The sequence below is a fragment of the Sphingobacterium mizutaii genome (assembly GCF_900187125.1).
Classification (GTDB): domain Bacteria; phylum Bacteroidota; class Bacteroidia; order Sphingobacteriales; family Sphingobacteriaceae; genus Sphingobacterium; species Sphingobacterium mizutaii.
This window is the reverse complement of record NZ_LT906468.1, coordinates 425,980-441,237: the sequence shown is the minus strand read 5'-3', so window position 1 is coordinate 441,237 and position 15,258 is coordinate 425,980. Positions and strand designations below refer to the sequence as shown.

The window sequence follows — 15,258 nt, the reverse complement described above, 5'->3', positions numbered from 1 at the left end:
ATTGAGATGTGAGATATGAGATGTGAGATATGAGATATGAGACAAAAGAAATTTCTAGCGGCCAGTATAGAGGGAGATGAGAAATGGTTTTCTCATATGGCGATTCTGAGCGAAAGCGAAGAATCTGGAGCCTTTTATTATTTTTTGGATGTCATCCTTAACCGAAGGTTAAGGAACTGCTCGGATGTAGGAACAATTCTTGGGTTATTAAAAGTCTCTTTTCCCAGCTGAGGCTTTCTTTGGCGAACGGTTCCTATTTGCTTCGCAAAAGGATGACAGCATTTCCGTGAAAAAAAGCATACAGATTCTTCACTTTTCGTTCAGAATTAGAAATGCTGTAGAGTGAGGGATACTGAGCGAGTCATTCTAAATCTCCGATTTAAGAACTACAAGTTCATGTATTTAAAAAATTAATGGTTTAGACTGTATTATTCCGCGAAATCTCAAATAAAATCCCTCGCTAGGCTAGCTCCTACGGTCTTGTGTCTATTGTCTTATGTCTATCAGTCTAAAAAGCAAAAGGGGCCACAATTTCTTGGGCCCCTTTTGCTTTTTAATATTTTTACTAGTATTTCAATGGAACATTGAATTGTACGGTACTTCCTTTTTCAGGTACACCGGTAATACGGACGATGTCTCGACGGGTGCTACCAAGAGCAGACTCCACATCATCAACATTATTTACTGGTTTACCATTTACTTCAGTAATTACCAATCCTCTTTCAACGCCGAAGTATTCAAATACACCACCTCTGTGTACCTGTGAAACAACTACACCGGATTTGATGCCTAATTCTTGTTTGCGAGCATTGCTTGCAGGCACAAAACTAGCACCTAATTTATTGAAGATCTCTGTTGCTGACGCACTAGATTCTGAATCTTCTGTTTTAGGTTTGCTTTCCTCACCTTTCAAGGTCAATGAAACGTCTTTCTCTTTACCGTCACGTTTGTAAGTGATCTTCACTTTATCACCTGGACGTAAGCGAGCAACATATTCTTGTAGGTCTGGAGTTCCATAGATTACGCGGCCTTCAACCTTGGTCAAGATATCACCAGATTTAATTCCGGCAGCTTCTGCAGCTCCACCTTTTAATACATCACGTACATAAAGACCGTTTACATCTTCAATACCTTTCTCGGCACGTAACTGATCGTTGATTTCAGTAAATGTTACACCCACATAACCACGTTTAACACTACCGAATTCTTTGAAGTCATCGACAATCTTTTTAGCAAGGTTAATTGGGATAGCGAATCCATATCCAGCATAAGTACCGGTTGGAGATGCGATAGCGGAATTGATACCGATCAATTCACCTCTAGCGTTTACCAAGGCACCACCACTGTTACCTCTGTTGATCACGGCGTCAGTTTGCAAGAATGATTCAACAGCATTGCTGATCATTTGCTCTTGCTGACCCATACCTCCATAACCACGACCTTGAGTCGGTTCATCTAAGATACCGATACGACGGCCTTTAGCACTGATGATACCGGCTGTAACGGTAGATTGTAATCCTAGTGGATAACCTACTGCTAAAACCCACTCGCCAATCTGAACGTTATCTGAGTTGCCTAACTTCACCATAGGTAAGCCAGTTGCATTTACTTTAATCAAGGCCAAGTCAAAGTTCGGGTCTCTACCGATCACCTTCGCTTCGTATTTACGTTTATCGGTCAAGACCACTTCGATCTTGTCTGCCTCTTCCACTACGTGGTTGTTGGTTACGATATAGCCATCAGGAGAGATCAGTACACCAGAACCCGACGCTGTTGCAGGACGAGCCTGACCGCGTTGTTGTGGTACTCCAAAAAATTCCTCAAACATATCGAAAGGCGATCCGCCACCACCACGGTTACCGCGGCTTGCCATTGTTACTTGAATGTGTACTACACCCGGAGATACTGCGGCTGCAGCTTGGGTAAAATCCGGATTTCCTGTAGAAGAAAGAATCTCTTCACCAGGGTTGTTTGCATAATATACTTTTTGACGCTCTTCAAACGTCATGTTGTCCATCTGTTTGTTTTCAAAGAGCTTAAACCCACCCACGGCTATGGCTCCTCCTATGATGGCTGCTAATAAAGTTGCACCTATCTTTTTCATATCTATAATTAATCTAACTTTTTTATTTATGTTTCCTAATTCAAATGTAATACCATTCAAAAGGCCTTAAAGACTTTTGTCAGTTAAATAATGTTAAGGAGAGCCTACTATGTCAGGCATTTAACAAGATTTAACAAAAGTTCGGTTTATTGTAACAAGAATATTAAATTTACGGCAGAAACTCAACAAAATGTCAAAAGAAATCCAATTCTATAAATACCAAGGTGCAGGTAATGATTTTATCTTGATTGACAACAGAAAGGGCTCGTTTGATGCCAATAACCAACAATTGATTCAGCAGATCTGTGACAGGAGATTTGGAATTGGTGGGGACGGATTAATGCTGCTTCAAGATACAAATAATTATGATTTCCAAATGCTTTACTTCAATGCAGATGGAAAGGAAGGCACCATGTGTGGGAATGGAGGGCGCTGTTTGGTAGCCTTTGCCAGAGATTTGGGAATCATCTCACGCGATACTGTCTTTTTGGCAGTAGACGGAAGGCATGATGCTCAAATTCAGCAAAATATTGTAAATCTTGGCATGATTGACGTGAATGAATACAGCATGGATGGGGAAGCATTTGTCCTAAACACAGGTTCTCCACATTATGTCGAGTTTGTTGAAGATTTGGCACACAAGAATGTCTTCCAAGATGGCTATGCCATTCGGAACAACAGCACCTATGGCGAAAAAGGAATCAATGTCAACTTTATCGAACCGGAAGAAAACGGATATTTCGTAAGGACCTTTGAACGTGGTGTAGAGGATGAAACCTATGCCTGTGGCACTGGCGCTGTCGCTTCAGCCATGAGTGTTGCTTTGAAATCGGGCAAAGACGGTGATTTTCAAATTCCAATCCGGGTATTGGGTGGGCAGCTTAGCATTTCTTTCCACAAAGTGGGCCATCAATTTAGCAAAGTGTATCTTTCGGGACCTGCAATCCAAGTATTTCAAGGAAAAATCGATATTTCATAATAATTTAACCTCCTTAATTTTGGAGAAAAAGACCTAATACACGTATATTAGTAGCTTTTTCTACAGAGTCTATAGGATGCAGCAGGTCGACACAATAACTTCATATCGTTTGGTTTACTCATTAGGGAAGCACCCCTACTTGGGCTACCTGATTGAACCCCATATTGTTCAGCTCAACCAGAATGGATCTTATTCTCTCTCCTATAAAAGGGTATTCAGCAATACCGTAGACGAATTTTCGGATGCTTTGGATGAAATCGATTACGAACTGATCCGTCTTTGTGATGAGATTGAACAAACGCAATTGATCAAAAGATTCCATAAGAAAGCCATCCGACCCGCCGATTACTTCTCCAAGATCTTTGATCAAAATATCTATGAGCATATCCGTCCAAAGATTGAAAGCCGATTGCTGCACATCCTGAACAACATTGGCGACAAGCCACTGTTCTTGATGAGCAAGGATGGATATCCGGCGGAACAGGAACTCAAAATAGCGGATAAACCAACCAGCATCTTGTTCCATTTCAGAAGGAATGAAACGGAAACACGCTATTTCCCAACCCTCAAATATGATGGGCTCCGCATGGAATTCATGTACAAGAATGCAGATGTGATCGTCAATCAACAGGCCTGGTTGCTTTTGGAGAATGTTCTCTATCATTTTGATGAGGAACTGGAGGGCAAGAAATTGACTCCATTTTTGAACAAGAGGTTTATTTCAATCCCTAGGAATACGGAGAAAAAATACTTCGAAACCTTTGTGACCTCATTGATCGAGAAGCACCATGTTTATGCCGAAGGTCTCGAGATCATCAATTATAGGGAACAGGCGATTCCTCAACTAAGGATTGTCTATAGTCCAGACCAAGAGGCTCAATTGCAATTGTATTTTGAATATGGGGAATATAGTTTTCCTGCCGGTGCACAGCATCCCGTAACGGTTCGCTATGTCTATGACAAGGAAAAGGATTCCCATCAATTCTACAGAATAAAAAGGTCTCTGCAATGGGAGGAAAAGAAAGCCAAGACCTTAGAAGATTATGGCTTGGAACGAGCGGATGCCCTATTTGGATCATACCTGCCTGTTACTGGGATCAATGGCTATCGTATTTCCAGCATTGAATGGGTCAATGAGCACCTTTCGGAATTGACTGAGGCCGGTTTCCACATCGTCCAAAACCATAATGATAAAAAATTCCTGATCGGCAAGACTACTATCAGCATTGAGGTCACGGAGAAGAATGACTGGTTTGATATTTCAGCGATCGTAAGATTTGGCGAGTATGAAATTCCTTTTATCAATCTCCGTCAGCATATATTAAACCGGATCCAGGAATTTGAATTACCAAATGGTGAAATTGCGATCATTCCTCAAGAATGGTTTTCACAATACGAGCATCTTTTCCAATTTTCTTCCCAAAAGGAAGGCATTCGATTAAATCGAACACATATTGGCTTGTTACACGATGTCACCGAACATACACAAGTCAGTATGCAACGGAAGCTGAACAAGCTTGGCGAGTTTGATGAAATTGCAGACATCGAGGCCCCAGTGGAGTTTAAGGGCTCTTTACGCCCTTACCAGAAAGCTGGTTACAATTGGTTCCATTTCTTGCAGGAATACCGCTTTGGAGGTCTTCTGGCAGATGATATGGGCTTGGGTAAAACTGTTCAGACCTTAGCATTATTGCAGCATCAAAAAGAGAATCTACCCGCTGACCAGCCTAAGACCTCCCTTTTGATCGTGCCGACTTCCCTGATCTTTAACTGGCAGAAGGAAGCAGAAAAGTTTACCCCGAAATTGCGGGTCTTGTTACATACTGGAACTTACCGCAGCAAGAACAATTTTGCTTTCAGCCATTTTGATTTGGTGATCACGACCTACGGCGTGGCACGTATTGATGAGGAATTATTATCTGGTTTTTTCTTCAATTATATTATTCTGGATGAAAGCCAGAACATCAAAAACCCAAGGTCAAAATCCTTCTCCGCGATCAAACATATCAAGGGGAAGAACAAATTAGCCTTGAGCGGTACCCCTATCGAGAATTCAGTAGCCGATATCTGGTCACAGATGTCTTTTGTCAATCCTGGACTTTTGGGCAGTTATACTTATTTCCAAAAGGAATTTGTCCTAGCTATTGAAAAGAAGAAGGATGAGGAGAAGGCTAGACGTTTGCAGGCTATCATTAAACCCTTTGTCTTGCGAAGGACCAAGTCTCAGGTTGCAACGGAATTACCACCTAAATCGGAGCAGATCTTCTACTGCAGCATGACCGAAGAGCAGTCTGAATATTACGAGAAGGTAAAATCGGAATACAGGAATGCCCTGCTGGACGGCGCTTTCACAGGGAAAGCTACTCAGATCGCCCTATTGCAGGGTCTTACCAAGCTCAGACAATTGGCAAACCACCCTCTGATGATCGACAGCCAATACAAGGATGGTTCCGGAAAATTTGATGCAGCTATAGAGACCATGGATTCCATCCTGAAAGAAGGAAACAAGGTCCTGATTTTCTCCCAATTTGTAAGGCATTTACAGATTTTCAGGGAATACTTCGACAAGAATAAAATCCGATATGCTTATTTGGATGGATCTACCACAGATAGGAACAATGCCGTAAAAGAATTCAAGGAAAATGAAGAAACCCAAGTTTTCCTGATCTCAATCAAAGCTGGTGGCGTTGGTTTGAACCTAACGGAAGCGGAATATGTTTTCATTTTAGATCCTTGGTGGAATCCAGCTGTAGAGCAACAGGCCATAGACCGTAGCCATCGAATCGGACAGACTAAAAATGTATTCATCTATAAATTCATCGCGAAGGATAGTATTGAAGAGAAAATCCTCGCTCTTCAAGGTATGAAAAAGTCCTTGGCAAGTTCGTTGATCAGCACGGAAGAAAGCTTTGTGAAATCACTGAGCAAGGAGGACATCAATGAACTATTTAGCTAATCCAATTTTGCTAAATATTACAATTCGCAGCTCACAGGTATTTTTCTTATAAATCAGGTATTTATCCTAGGATTGATGGATATCGATGCTTCTATATTGAGAAACAGTAATTGCCTTTTATCCCACACCTCAATTAACCCAATTTTATCTTCTAGCCAAACTAAATTTAACTTCTTACTAAATGACAGTGGCAATTTTTACCCTCTTTCCATAATCTATTATTAGCTCTCTTTGAAGAAAACCTAAGCCAAACTACAAGAACAAAAATTTCACTTCCAATTGCAGATTACGATTAAAATTCCCCTCCTCCATATACACACAAATATTATCTTGAATTAAATTTTAACCGTTACACTTTTTCTTAAAAAGACTGTATTGTCTTTTAAGATTATCGAATTTAAGGCATATTAATCTTTTGTGTTTAAACAATTACAATTTTTCTCATTATTTAATAACTGAATTAAATATATTTACATAATAGTACAGCAAACACCTAAAAAACCATTCAAATGTACAAACTAGATTTTTTCACGGAATATTGTCAGTTCTACCTTGTGAACAAGACAGAGGTCAGTGAAACAGACAGCCTCGATTTCTGGAGTGACGAGGCTCTTGAGGAGCGCTTAGCGGTGGACATGGATGTGCTGGGTGTATCAGTAGAGAATGATTTCTCCATCGTGAAGGGCGAGCTTGAAGTTTTAAATGCCCCAAATGAAGAATTGGATCCCCATGCCGACCATATTGTAGAAGGGAGCCTGAAAATTACAACTGGGGCCATGGAAATACAAGATTGCCCGACAAGCGAAACCATTCTTTCTGTTCCACTTGACAATGACGATTACAGGGTTAGGATTTACTCATATAACTTGGACATGCCCTATAACCAAAACAACCCAGAAAAGCCGCATGATCATTATCGGATAGAAGTTTGGAAAGAAGCGCCTTCTGAACGGAAAGTACTGAAACTATGGTCCCCAAACTATTAAGTAAAAAAATGATACTTTGATTAACGCCTTACAAAGTATCCTTCAACGCTTAATGCTCAGCCCCTTTATTATCCTTCTCCTCATCACTATACAACAGAAACCTATCAGCAAAAAGTTGGTTCTTCTTCAAGTCAAAGTAGGTATGGCTCCTTAATTTGCCTTCTATATTGATGTCCTGCGTAAATTCATAATAATGTGCCTTTTTGAGAGCTTCTTTCTGAGCATTGTCAATCATTAGGAAATCGACTTGATAATAATAATCGTCAGGGCTAGATGAGGCTAAACTCAAGTCTTTGGCATTGAATGGTACAATTTGTATGGTCCTATCTTTTAAAGTCCATTCCTGAGCCTTTATTCCAATAGATTTATTAACGTCCGTTTCAAGGTTGGGCTCTCCTAATTCTTTATAAAGAAGAGATAGTACGCTGTCCCTAGTCTCCTTAGATTTATAAAAAGCTAAGGCTTGATAAGCTACTGGTTTTTTATGGAGGTCAGTCAGCACGGAAACAGTCTTGAAAAAAAGTGGCCCATAGGCAGCGATACTATCTTTAAAGGAGCTTTCTAGAAGATATCCGAAATCTTCCTTGGGGACTTGGATATGAAGGGCGCTAATAACAGGGTCTTTAATCCGATATGCCAGCTTCTCATCACTCAGCTCATGTTGTTTTAATGATTCAAGGCTGGCTTCATTTTCTTCGACCATCCATTTTCCAAAAACAGCCATAACATCTTCGTCGAACTTAGAGTTCTTCAACTCCAAAATATTGCCATGGTTATTGTTTTCCGCGCCTTCTTTACAGGAAATCAATAAAAGAAGTAGCATACACAAACTGATCAGGGAATTTCTCATAAACGGAATGATTGGGATGATCTATACTATAAATATACCCAATTTACAGTTGGGTATATCGTTAATTTCCAAACATTTGTGAATCTGGTTAAGTCCAAAGAAGAATAGCCCCCAAAAGAAAATGGGCAATAAGTCGCCTTATTGCCCATTCAATAAATCATTTATTCCTTAAAGAGCGGCTCTAAAGTTAACCACGCTTTCAGTTACTTCTGGAAGACTGTTTTCCCAGTTGTATTCATATTCAGCAGAAAGCATTCCTTTGAAATTCTGACGCTTTAATTCTGCCTGTACTTCTTTCATTCCTAATTTACCTGTTCCCCAAATTACATCGTGTGCTTTTTTGTCACCAAATGCATTTAAGTCTTTAAAGTGAACATGGTACACTCTGCCCTCCAATTTTTTAAGGCACTCAATAGGATTTAATCCTGATCTCATCCAGTGGCCAACATCTGCCGCAGCTCCCATTCTCTTACTTCTTCCCTCTAATGCCTTAAGCACTACATCAGGATTCCAATAATGTGATGGATCTGGGTGGTTGTGGATCGCCACTTTGATATCGTATTTATCGCAAAGTTTAGAGATATAATCCAATTGGTTTTCCGCTGGCTCGGCATTGATTACCTTAATATCAAAGTCTTTTGCAAATTGGAATACTTTTTCCCATTCAGCTTCATCCTTTGCACCAACAACACCATAAGCATGTACAGTAATTCCCCTATCTTTTAAAAGTTTCTTTACTAATTGACGTCCTTCAGGTGATAGTTCATAAGTCATTTTCTCGGTGCTACCGCCACCTACCGTTTGGCCTGGAAAGGCTTCTACATAACGTAGGTTTGCCGCAGCGATCTTATCCAATGCCTCCGCAAAAGAAAACAATCTGAAGGTATAAGCTTGAGAACCTAAATGCCAGCCTAACTTTTCTTCAGGAAATGGTCCTTTGGCCTTTGCGGTTCCTTTTGCCGCAGGGACATTGCTAGAGCAGGATGAGAAAATTACCAAGGCAACTGCCATGCATCCTACAAACAATTTACTAAGTTGTTTCATATAATTTGATTTAAGTTGAGTTCTTAGTCTTGAAATTTTGGCACAGCTAACTGGATTCGCTCGATGACTTCATCCTTGCCTAATACCTCGGCAATCTTGAATACATCAGGACCGAATTTCCCTCCAACCAACATGATACGGAATGGCATCATCAATTCACCCATCTTCATCCCTGAGTCCGCGATCTTTTGCTTGAAAAGAGGCTCAAGTGTTGCAGCATCCCATGAGGACTGATCTTTGAATAGATCGGTTACTTCGTTAAAGAAAGATGTCTTGTCTTGATTCCACTTAGGTTTTACTGCATCGATATCGTAATTTGCTGGCTTTTGAAAGAAAAATGACGCTTGCTCCCAAAAATCTTCTATGTAAGTTAATCTTTCTTTAACTAAATCAAGAATAGTTTCCACAAAATCATCTCCATATTCCGCTGTTTGAACAGCATGTTTCTCTAATACTGCCTTCACTTCTGACAAAAGTTCTGTATTAGGAGCACGTTTAATCCATTCTTGGTTGTACCATTTCGCTTTTTCGAAGTCGAATTTAGCACCGGCCTTGCTGATACGCTCCACAGAGAATTTCTGGATCAGCTCATCCATATCAAACAGCTCTTGTTCGGTCCCATCGTTCCAACCTAATAGCGCAAGCATATTGACAAATGCCTCAGGAAGGAAGCCTCTTTCACGGAATCCGGTGGTCAGATCACCTGTTTTAGGATCATTCCAATTCATCGCATAAACCGGGAATCCTAAACGGTCGCCATCGCGTTTACTTAATTTACCATTTCCATCAGGTTTCAAGATCAATGGAAGATGCGCCCAATTAGGCATTTCATCTTTCCAACCTAGGTATTCCCATAATAAGATATGTACTGGCGCCGATGGCAACCACTCTTCACCTCTAAAGATGTGGGAAATCTCCATGGCTCTATCATCAACCACAACCGCTAGGTGGTAGGTAGGCATACCGTCAGCTTTTAACAAAACCTTGTCATCAACAAGATTTGTCTCAAAGCTCACTCGACCACGAATCATATCATTAAAGGATACTACTTCGTTTTCTGGCATCTTAATACGGATGGTATGTGCAGCACCCTCGGCCAACAAGCGTTCTGTTTCCTCTTTCTCTAGGGAAAGGGAATTCCTTAAACTCATGCGGTTATCGTGGGCATAGCGAAAGTTAGGATGTATCTTTCTCTGTTCTTCTAGTTCTTCAGCAGTGTCAAAGGCATAATACGCATACCCTTTTTCCACAAGTTCTTCAGCAAACTTCCTATACGAAGGCTTACGTTCGCTTTGACGGTAAGGACCAAAGTTGCCGGGTTGGTTAGGACTTTCGTCAGGATTCAAACCACACCATGCTAAACATTCCATAATATATTCTTCGGCACCGGGCACAAAACGGGTCTGATCGGTATCTTCAATACGTAAGATGAACTCGCCATTATGGTGTTTCGCGAAAAGATAATTGAACAATGCGGTACGGACGCCGCCTAAATGTAATCCGCCTGTAGGACTAGGTGCAAAGCGGACCCTTACTTTTTTGTCTGAACTCATAAACACAAAATTAAGCAATTATTACTTTTCTTTCTCGTAGCAATCTTAAAATGATTAATTTGGTTGAATTGAAGAGTTATGAAGCAACATCCCTATCGGTACAATAAACAACAATGGAAGTTTTTCCTTTTTTTATTTGCGGCATTAATTGCTGCTGCATCGTTGCTTTATTCTAATTATTTAGTCAAGAACCTTTCAAAATCAGAGCGGACCAAGGCGGAAGTCTGGGCTATGAGCACCCAAAGTATTGTTTCCATGCCCGATGTGGACGATCAGTTCATCAGTTTTATCTACGCCGTGCGGGACAGTCTTTCCCTCCCTGCCATTATCACCAAGGAATCTGGGGAAATCATTTTCTGGAGAGACCTGGATAGCACAAAGACCAATATCCATCCCTCCGCTCAGGATTCGTCGATTTCCTTGGTCTATGATCCTCCTTACTTCGAAAAGCAATTAGAGAAAATGAAAAAAGCACATCCGCCAATCCATATTTCCTTGGATACCGGCGAGAAGTGGCTCGTATACTACCATGATTCCAAAGCGCTGAGCCAATTGAGGATTTTCCCTTATATACAACTATCCTTGATTGCTGTTTTCCTGATTGTTGCCTATACCGTATTTAATTCTATTCGGGATTCAGAACAGAATTTAGTCTGGGTGGGTATGGCGAAGGAAGCCGCCCATCAGCTAGGTACTCCTATTTCTTCCATGATGGGTTGGCTGGAACTGGCCAGGATAACCTACCAAGGAAAGGACAACTCCCTATTGGACGAAATGGAAAGGGATGTGCAGCGACTGGAAATCGTAGCAGACCGTTTTTCCAAGATCGGATCAACTCCCTCATTATCAAACCATGTCATCTTTAAGATTGTAGAAGATTACGTGAATTATTTCAAGGTACGGACCAGTAAAAGGATATCATTTGAGCTAACTGGAGACCAACAGGTGGAAGCCAAATTGAATGTACAGGTATTTGACTGGATCATCGAAAACTTACTGAAGAATGCTGTAAATGCCATTGAAGGAGAAGGAAAAATCACGGTCAACATTTCGGAAAACATTGCAAAAGAAGAAATTTTTATAGACATTAGTGATACAGGAAAGGGAATCCCGAGATCAAATTGGGAAACCATTTTCCAACCAGGATATACCACCAGACAACGAGGCTGGGGATTAGGCTTAAGTCTCACCAAGAGGATGGTATATTATCATCGAGGACAAATTTTTGTTAAAGAATCTGAATTAGGAAAAGGTACAACATTTAGAATTGTATTAAAAAGTAATTTACGCTATGAACCAACTCAAATCTGACGAATACCCAGCGATTTTCAATGACTATATCGAAACCATTACTGGCGACGTTATGGAAGAATTGAACGAACAAATCGAATCTTTTCCTGAATTTATTGCGAGTATCCCGGAAGAATTGGGCACTTTTACTTATGCCGAAGGGAAATGGACCATCAAAGAAGTGCTTTGCCATATCCTAGATGCAGAACGGATCATGACCTACAGGGCCCTGAGGTTCGCCCGCAATGATATGACCGCATTGGCATCTTTTGAGCAGGACGAATTCGTTGCCAATGGTAGACATAACGAAAGAAAACTAAAAGAGATCTCTGAAGAATTTGTCCACCTTCGAAAAGCAAACATGTTCCTGTTCAACTCCTTTGATGACACAGAACTAAATAGAAAAGGAATGGCTTCGGATCGCTTGATCAGTGTGAGAGCCTTCTTATACATTATTGCAGGACACCTAAACCACCATGTTACTTTATTGAAATCCCGTTATCTAAAAGATCAAAATTTGAACAACAATGTGGTATAGAGAATATAGTCTAGAAGAAATTAATGGCCTCTTCGCCATCAATATGACTGGTTTCTTGGACATCAAGGTCGTTTCCATCACTCCGGACTGCCTTGTGGCCGAAATGCCAGTAACCGAAAAAGTAAAACAGCCCTATGGCCTATTGCATGGCGGTGCCTCCTGTGTATTGGCAGAATCAGTTGGTAGCATAGCTTCCAATATGGTCATCGATTCCAACGAATGGGCTGGTGTAGGATTGGAGATCAATGCCAACCATATCAGACCAGTAACGAAAGGTTTGGTTCGCGCAACCTGCAAAGCTTACCATATCGGAAAGACTACCCATGTATGGGACATCCAAATTCACAACGAACGTAATCAGCTGGTATGCATTTCAAGGCTTACCATTGCTGTGATAAAAAAACCAACAGCCTAAAAAAACAATTTGTTCCAACATCTGTTGAGCCTGTATCATAGCGATATGGTTTTATGATACGGTTTAGGTTTTTAGAAGAGACATTAGCTTAATGTCTCTTTTTTATTAACTAAAAAATCTTCTGCCCTGACTTCCTAGACTCTTGACGCAGTGGAATAAATGGATTTTTTCTTCCAAATGCAATCGATTGCTTGTTATTTTGCGTTTTAAAATACCGAATTATTTTATTAGCCTTGTAGCTACCTTATTATTAATTTGTAAATCAAATTTATGAGTAATCAAAATAATCAATCGACCGTAGGGCCAATGATCATCATTGGATCCTTGTTTTTTATCTTTGGTTTTGCGACCTGGTTAAACTCTCTATTAATCCCCTATTTAAGAATTGCTTGTGAACTGACTGAGGTGCAATCTTACTTTGTGACCTTTGCTTTTTACATTGCTTACTTGGTGATGGCACCGGTATCTACATGGGTATTGAATAAATTTGGTTTCAAAAACGGAATGGCTGTATCCTTAGGGATCATGGCAGTAGGTGCCTTATTGTTTATTCCAGCAGCTTATTCTAGAACATACATACTATTCTTATTAGGATTGTTCGTTATGGGAGGTGGATTAGCCATCCTACAAACAGCATCCAACCCATATATTACGATCCTTGGACCTGTGGAAACAGCAGCCAAACGGATTAGTATCATGGGAATCTGTAATAAATTTGCAGGTGCTTTAGCACCAATCATTCTTGGATATTTCCTTAAACTGGATGAAGCGGATAAAGTGAAGAATCAATTGGCAAGCATGAGTCCGGAAGAAACCAGCATAGCATTAGATAAAATTGCTCTCCAAGTTGTTAACCCATACATAGGAATCGTGGTAGTGTTGATATTGTTAGGGTTTTGGATCTCAAAATCTAATTTACCAGAGGTAAAAGGTGATGAGGAAGAGGATGCTGAGCACCATAACCTAACGGAATCCAAACAATCCATATTTGATTTTCCGCACGTATTATTAGGGTTTATCGCATTATTTGCATACGTAGGTGTAGAAGTTTTAGCAGGTGATACGATTATTGCTTATGGTACTTTCTTAGGTATTCCATTGAATACAGCAAAATTCTTTACGGCATTTACCATGGGATCAATGGTTGTCGGATATATCATCGGAATCATTGCCATCCCTAAATACCTTTCTCAAGAGACAGCCTTGAAATCTTGTGCTATCTTAGGCATCATCTTGACTGTAGGAATTATTTTCACTGACGGGATGGTATCATTAACATTGGTAGGTTTATTAGGTCTAGCTAATTCATTGGTGTGGCCTGCTATTTGGCCATTGGCTTTAAAAGGAGTAGGAAAATTCACCAGTGCTGCATCAGGTATCTTGGTTATGGGTATCGCCGGTGGTGCTGTTATCCCATTATTATATGGTGCATTATCGCATTCTGTAGGTGCTCACCAAGCCTATTGGATCGCTTTACCTTGTTATCTATATATCCTGTACTATGCCGTTTCAGGGCACAAGGTCAGGAAAAAGACACATGCTTAAAATTAAGCAAGGCAATGGAGTTAGTGTACTAACTCCATTGTTTTTTTGAAGTTTTTCTTATCTTCGAATATTCTATTAAAATGATTATGAAAAAATTAGCATTAAGTATCCTTGTTGCGGCAGGGCTTGTATTGACGGCTTCACAAGCTGAAGCACAATTAAAGCTGCCTCAACCAAGTAGTACCCAGTTTATCCTACAGGATTTGGGAACCGAACAGATTAGTGTGGTTTATCAGCGCCCAAGTGCTAAAGGACGTGTTATTTTTGGAGATCTAGTTCCTTATGATCAAATATGGCGTACGGGTGCAAATGATGCGACCAATATCACATTCCAATCAGAGGTTATGATTGAAGGTAAAAAACTAGAAGCTGGTACCTATGCTTTATTTACCATCCCAGGAAAAGAGGAATGGACGATTGTTTTCAATACGAATGCAAAACAGTGGGGTGCTTATACCTACAATGCTGAAGATGACGTCCTGCGCGTTAAAGTAAAACCTACTACATTAGAAAGTCCAGTTGAGACTTTCACCATTGAATTTGATGATGTACATGAGCAATCATTAGATCTTTCATTAAGCTGGGAAAAAACAAAAGTTTCTTTCAATATCGCTGTAGATCAAAAAGAAGAGATCATGGCTGACATCGAAGAAGCCATGAAAGGTGATAAGAAACCTTACTTCCAAGCGGCTATGTACTATTTCAGCAATGATATTGATATGCAGAAGACTGTAGCTTGGATGAAAGAAGCTGACAAAGGAAACACCAAAGCGCCACATATCAAATATTGGAAATCAATTGTTTTGGCGAAAGCTGGCGACAAAGCAGGAGCGATCAAAGCTGCTGAAGAAGGCTTAGCGATTGCAAAAGCGAGCAACAACCAAGAGTATGTGAAATTGAATACTCAAGCGCTAGAAGCAGCTAAGAAATAAAGAATTATTTTAAAAGAGAAAGCGGAGGCCGTGTTATCGACCTCCGCTTTCTCTTTTATAGCAACT

At 40.4% G+C, this 15,258-nt stretch carries 12 protein-coding genes; 8 read left to right on the top strand and 4 right to left on the bottom strand.

Annotated elements, in window-relative coordinates; translation table 11 throughout:
- Positions 1 to 565: 565 nt before the first annotated feature.
- Entirely contained in the window at positions 566 to 2,104 is a 1,539-nt protein-coding gene (locus tag CKW03_RS01955; protein ID WP_093101607.1) for a Do family serine endopeptidase, read from the bottom strand.
- 190 nt (positions 2,105 to 2,294) lie between these two features.
- Between CKW03_RS01955 and dapF the strand changes: the two genes are divergently transcribed.
- The 3 genes from dapF to CKW03_RS01940 all read left to right on the top strand — a co-directional run bounded on the left by dapF (position 2,295) and on the right by CKW03_RS01940 (position 7,025).
- The gene (gene dapF / locus CKW03_RS01950) at positions 2,295 to 3,083 is read left to right on the top strand and encodes a diaminopimelate epimerase (protein WP_093101605.1); all 789 of its coding nucleotides are present in this window, start codon (positions 2,295 to 2,297) and stop codon (positions 3,081 to 3,083) included.
- 76 nt (positions 3,084 to 3,159) lie between these two features.
- Positions 3,160 to 6,039 carry a DEAD/DEAH box helicase gene (locus CKW03_RS01945; protein WP_093101604.1) on the top strand — a complete coding sequence of 960 codons (2,880 nt, stop codon included), beginning with the start codon at positions 3,160 to 3,162 and terminating at the stop codon, positions 6,037 to 6,039.
- Between the two features lie 509 nt (positions 6,040 to 6,548).
- Positions 6,549 to 7,025: a hypothetical protein gene (locus CKW03_RS01940; RefSeq protein ID WP_093101602.1), complete on the top strand. Its 477-nt coding sequence runs from the start codon at positions 6,549 to 6,551 to the stop codon at positions 7,023 to 7,025.
- A gap of 49 nt (positions 7,026 to 7,074) precedes the next feature.
- On the opposite strand, the gene CKW03_RS01935 is transcribed toward CKW03_RS01940, so the two are convergent.
- The 3 genes from CKW03_RS01935 to gltX form a co-directional block, all read right to left on the bottom strand.
- The gene (locus CKW03_RS01935; protein ID WP_093101601.1) at positions 7,075 to 7,875 is read right to left on the bottom strand and encodes a hypothetical protein; all 801 of its coding nucleotides are present in this window, start codon (positions 7,873 to 7,875) and stop codon (positions 7,075 to 7,077) included.
- A gap of 168 nt (positions 7,876 to 8,043) precedes the next feature.
- The gene (locus tag CKW03_RS01930) at positions 8,044 to 8,919 is read right to left on the bottom strand and encodes a sugar phosphate isomerase/epimerase family protein (protein WP_093101599.1); all 876 of its coding nucleotides are present in this window, start codon (positions 8,917 to 8,919) and stop codon (positions 8,044 to 8,046) included.
- A 23-nt stretch (positions 8,920 to 8,942) separates the two neighbouring features.
- Positions 8,943 to 10,472 carry a glutamate--tRNA ligase gene (gltX, locus tag CKW03_RS01925; RefSeq protein ID WP_093101598.1) on the bottom strand — a complete coding sequence of 510 codons (1,530 nt, stop codon included), beginning with the start codon at positions 10,470 to 10,472 and terminating at the stop codon, positions 8,943 to 8,945.
- A gap of 78 nt (positions 10,473 to 10,550) precedes the next feature.
- Between gltX and CKW03_RS01920 the strand changes: the two genes are divergently transcribed.
- From CKW03_RS01920 to CKW03_RS01900, 5 genes are all read left to right on the top strand, one after another.
- Positions 10,551 to 11,783: a sensor histidine kinase gene (locus tag CKW03_RS01920; protein WP_093101596.1), complete on the top strand. Its 1,233-nt coding sequence runs from the start codon at positions 10,551 to 10,553 to the stop codon at positions 11,781 to 11,783.
- Entirely contained in the window at positions 11,764 to 12,300 is a 537-nt protein-coding gene (locus CKW03_RS01915) for a DinB family protein (RefSeq protein ID WP_093101594.1), read from the top strand. Before CKW03_RS01920 ends, CKW03_RS01915 begins: the two co-directional genes overlap by 20 nt.
- Positions 12,290 to 12,715, top strand: coding sequence for a hotdog fold thioesterase (locus CKW03_RS01910; RefSeq protein WP_093101593.1), 426 nt, complete (start codon positions 12,290 to 12,292; stop codon positions 12,713 to 12,715). The genes CKW03_RS01915 and CKW03_RS01910 overlap by 11 nt, the downstream gene beginning before the upstream one ends.
- Positions 12,716 to 12,985: 270 nt before the next feature.
- Entirely contained in the window at positions 12,986 to 14,260 is a 1,275-nt protein-coding gene (locus CKW03_RS01905; protein WP_093101591.1) for a sugar MFS transporter, read from the top strand.
- 86 nt (positions 14,261 to 14,346) lie between these two features.
- Positions 14,347 to 15,192, top strand: a complete 846-nt coding sequence (locus CKW03_RS01900) for a DUF2911 domain-containing protein (RefSeq protein WP_093101619.1) — start codon at positions 14,347 to 14,349, stop codon at positions 15,190 to 15,192.
- Positions 15,193 to 15,258: the final 66 nt, after the last annotated feature.

Bases quoted from the DNA above. Each gene is read 5' to 3' on its own strand.
- CKW03_RS01955 (WP_093101607.1), bottom strand. From the start codon at position 2,104: ATGAAAAAGATAGGTGCAACTTTATTAGCAGCCATCATAGGAGGAGCC.
- dapF (WP_093101605.1), top strand. From the start codon at position 2,295: ATGTCAAAAGAAATCCAATTCTATAAATACCAAGGTGCAGGTAATGAT.
- CKW03_RS01945 (WP_093101604.1), top strand. From the start codon at position 3,160: ATGCAGCAGGTCGACACAATAACTTCATATCGTTTGGTTTACTCATTA.
- CKW03_RS01940 (WP_093101602.1), top strand. From the start codon at position 6,549: ATGTACAAACTAGATTTTTTCACGGAATATTGTCAGTTCTACCTTGTG.
- CKW03_RS01935 (WP_093101601.1), bottom strand. From the start codon at position 7,875: ATGAGAAATTCCCTGATCAGTTTGTGTATGCTACTTCTTTTATTGATT.
- CKW03_RS01930 (WP_093101599.1), bottom strand. From the start codon at position 8,919: ATGAAACAACTTAGTAAATTGTTTGTAGGATGCATGGCAGTTGCCTTG.
- gltX (WP_093101598.1), bottom strand. From the start codon at position 10,472: ATGAGTTCAGACAAAAAAGTAAGGGTCCGCTTTGCACCTAGTCCTACA.
- CKW03_RS01920 (WP_093101596.1), top strand. From the start codon at position 10,551: ATGAAGCAACATCCCTATCGGTACAATAAACAACAATGGAAGTTTTTC.
- CKW03_RS01915 (WP_093101594.1), top strand. From the start codon at position 11,764: ATGAACCAACTCAAATCTGACGAATACCCAGCGATTTTCAATGACTAT.
- CKW03_RS01910 (WP_093101593.1), top strand. From the start codon at position 12,290: ATGTGGTATAGAGAATATAGTCTAGAAGAAATTAATGGCCTCTTCGCC.
- CKW03_RS01905 (WP_093101591.1), top strand. From the start codon at position 12,986: ATGAGTAATCAAAATAATCAATCGACCGTAGGGCCAATGATCATCATT.
- CKW03_RS01900 (WP_093101619.1), top strand. From the start codon at position 14,347: ATGAAAAAATTAGCATTAAGTATCCTTGTTGCGGCAGGGCTTGTATTG.